Here is a 3,129-nt window from a genome sequence, read left to right on the forward strand (position 1 = left end):
GGCGGTCGGCGGGTTCACCAGCCGCCGGGTTCAGCAGTCGGCGAGATCGGGCCGCCGTCGAACTGGAAGACGCCCAGGCCGGACCCGGCTCATGAGGCCTGGAAGCGGTAGCCGAAGCCGCGGACGGTGTGGATGCAGCCCGGATCGCCGCCGGGCGCGCCGAGCTTGCGGCGGACGCGTTTCACGCACGCGTCGACCAGGCGTATGTCGCCGTGGTAACTGTGCTCCCAGACGGCCTCCAGCAGCTGCTGGCGGCTGAGGACCTGCCCGGGCGACGCGGACAGGGTCAGCAGGAGCCGCAGTTCGGAGGGCGCGAGGGGCACCGGCCTGCCGTGGCGGCTCACCACGAGCGCGGCCCGGTCGATGGTCAGTGCCCCGTGCGTCTCCAGCGGTGGCCGCCCGGGCGCGGCGGCCCGTGTGTCGAACCGGCGCAGCAGGGCGCGGATGCGGGCTTCGAGGACGCGGGCCCGGACGGGTTTGACGACGTAGTCGTCGGCGCCCGCCTCCAGCCCGACAACGATGTCGACGTCGTCGCCCCTGGCCGTCACCATGATGATCGGCACCTGGTCGCGCTCCCTGATCCGGCGGCACACGTCGAGGCCGCCGAGGCCGGGCAGCATGAGGTCGAGCACCACCACGTCGGGCCGGACGCGGTGCAGGAGGTCGAGGCCGTCCTCGCCGGTCGCGGCGGCGAAGACCTCGTGGCCGGTGTGCCGGAGGGCCAGCAGCACACCCTGGCTCACGGCGGGGTCGTCTTCGACGAGCAGGACTCGGGACATCGGGCCAGTATCGGCGACGGCCCACCGCCGCCCGGCGGGCGGGCGCGTGCCGTGCGTCACTTGTTGCACAACGATCACACAGCGCCGGGCGCGGTGTGCCGGGCGCGACGGGCGGCGATCCGAGGGCCGATGCCGGTTCCCGGCGCGGGGTTTCGGCCCACGCGCGGACATGCGGCGGGCGCACGCCCGCGGTCCGCCGCCCTGCCCGCATCCCGGACCGCCGTGCGTCCGGACCGGGCCGCGCGTACCGTCCCACCGGCGGCATTCCGCCCGCCCGCACGCCACCGACCTGGCTCGTTACGAAGCTGTGACAGGCCGGGCCATGGGCCGTCGCACACGCGCATCAGTGTGAGGAGCCATGCAGCACGCAACCAACGCCCCGTCCCCGGCGCTCAGATCGCGGGGACGGTCGCCCGCCGGCGGCTCGCGCGGCCGCTCACGCCGGGGACCGGGCAACGCCCACCGGGGGAGCGGCCCGCGAAGACCGCGTACCGCCCTGCTGATCGCGATCGTGGTCGCCGCGGGCGCCATCGGAACCGCACTGACCGTGCTGAACGCGGGCGGCAGCGGCACGCAGGCCGCGGCGGCCGGCACCCCGCAGCCGCACGTGCCGAGCGCCTCCGCGCACCCGTCCACCGGTCCGGCGACACCGAAGCCGAGCTCCTCGCGCACCGCGCCGGCCGGCAGCGGCGAGTCCCCCCGGCCGAGCACCTCGCCCAAGCCGTCGCACTCGCCCGTCGACTGGAGCAGGCCGGGCAGCGGGATCTTCGACACCGCCCGGGCCTCGGGGAACGCCGTCGGCCACGGCACGGTCCGCCGCTACAAGGTGGAGGTCGAGCAGGGCACCGGCGTCCCGGCAGCGGACGCGGCCAGGGAGATCGAGTCGGTGCTCGCCGATCCGCGCGGCTGGACACGGGACGGGCACGACGCCTTCCAGCTCGTGTCGGGCGGCGCCGCCGACTTCGAGATAAAGATCGCCAGCCCCGCGACGGTCGACAGCATCTGCGGGGCGGCCGGACTGCACACCCGCGGCGAGGTCAACTGCGACGTCGGCAGCCAGGTCGTCGTGAACCTGAAGCGCTGGGAGACGGGTTCGCCCGAGTTCCCCGGGCCGCTCCACGACTACCGGGCCCTGATCATCAACCACGAGGTCGGCCACCGCATCGGCCACGGCCACGAGGGCTGTCCGGGCCCGGGCAGGCCCGCGCCCGCGATGATGCAGCAGATCGACGGCCTCCACGGCTGCGTCGCGAACGCGTGGCCGTACGACGCGCACGGCACCTACCTCGCCGGTCCGCCCGTGCCCTGAGGACGGGGCCCGGGCCCCCTACCTCGCGGTCGGTGCCAGGGCGGCGGCCGCGGCCGCTCCCCAGTCGAGGAGCCGCTCGTCCGTGCCCCGCGGGGAGACGAGCTGCAGGCCCAGCGGCAGGCCGTCCGGCGTGGTGGCCGCAGGCACCGTGAGGGAGGGCCAGCCCGCGTTGCTCCAGGGCAGGCACATGACGGACGATCCCGTCGTCCCCAGTCCGAGCGGCGCCGGACCGGTGGCGGCGGGGGTGATCCACGCGTCGATGCCTGCGGACGCCGTCGCGTCCGCGAGGCGCGCGCCGAAGTCCGCCCGCTCGCCGACGGCGCGGGAGTACTCGGCCTCGCCGATGGCCTGCCCCTCCCGGATCGCGGTGACCGTCTCGGGGCGGTAGAGGGCGCCGTGGGCGGCGAACCACCCCGCGTGCGTACGGGCCACCTCGTAGCGGTTCATCACGTACAGCTGCGCCACCACCCGCTCGAAGTCGCCCATGACCGGCACGCCGCGGACCTCGAAACCGGCGGTGCGCAGCCGAAGGACCTGCTGGTCGAACGCGGCGAGGGCGTCGGCGTCCGCGCGCCGCAGGTACGGGCCCTCGGGGATGCCGAACACGGGCGCCCGGGGCGGGCGCCGGGCCTGCCCGTCCCAGGTGTCGCAGAGCGCCGCGGCGCCCCGCTCGACGCCCGCGACGTCCGGAGCGAAGACGCCGACGGTGTCGAAGCTCGGGGCGTTCGCGATCACACCGTCCACCGGGATGCGCCCGAACGTCGGCTTGAAACCCACCACTCCGCAGTACGCGGCCGGCCTGATCATCGATCCCACCGTCTGCGTGCCCACCGCGAGCGGCACCATCCCGGCGGCCACGGCGGCAGCCGAGCCGCTGCTCGAACCGCCGGGGGTGTGGGCGAGGTTGCGCGGGTTGCGGGTCGGGCCGGGCGCCAGCACCGCGAACTCCGCGGTCACGGTCTTGCCCGCGATCAGGGCGCCGGCCGCCCGCAGGCGGTCGACGAGCACGGCCTCCGGGCCGGCGAGCGCCGCGGGCGGCAG

General features: G+C 75.7%; 3 protein-coding genes. 1 reads left to right on the top strand and 2 read right to left on the bottom strand.

Annotated elements, in window-relative coordinates:
* Positions 1–89: 89 nt before the first annotated feature.
* Positions 90–779, bottom strand: coding sequence for a response regulator (locus L1885_RS26170; protein WP_235799640.1), 690 nt, complete (start codon positions 777–779; stop codon positions 90–92).
* A gap of 358 nt (positions 780–1,137) precedes the next feature.
* Between L1885_RS26170 and L1885_RS26175 the strand changes: the two genes are divergently transcribed.
* Positions 1,138–2,088, top strand: a complete 951-nt coding sequence (locus L1885_RS26175; RefSeq protein WP_235799641.1) for a DUF3152 domain-containing protein — start codon at positions 1,138–1,140, stop codon at positions 2,086–2,088.
* Positions 2,089–2,106: 18 nt separating this feature from the next.
* Here L1885_RS26175 and L1885_RS26180 read toward each other — a convergent pair.
* A partial coding sequence (locus L1885_RS26180; RefSeq protein ID WP_235799642.1) for an amidase family protein occupies positions 2,107–3,129 on the bottom strand: 1,023 nt, incomplete at its 5' end.

This window comes from Streptomyces fuscigenes (assembly GCF_021556455.1).
GTDB lineage: Bacteria > Actinomycetota > Actinomycetes > Streptomycetales > Streptomycetaceae > Streptomyces > Streptomyces fuscigenes.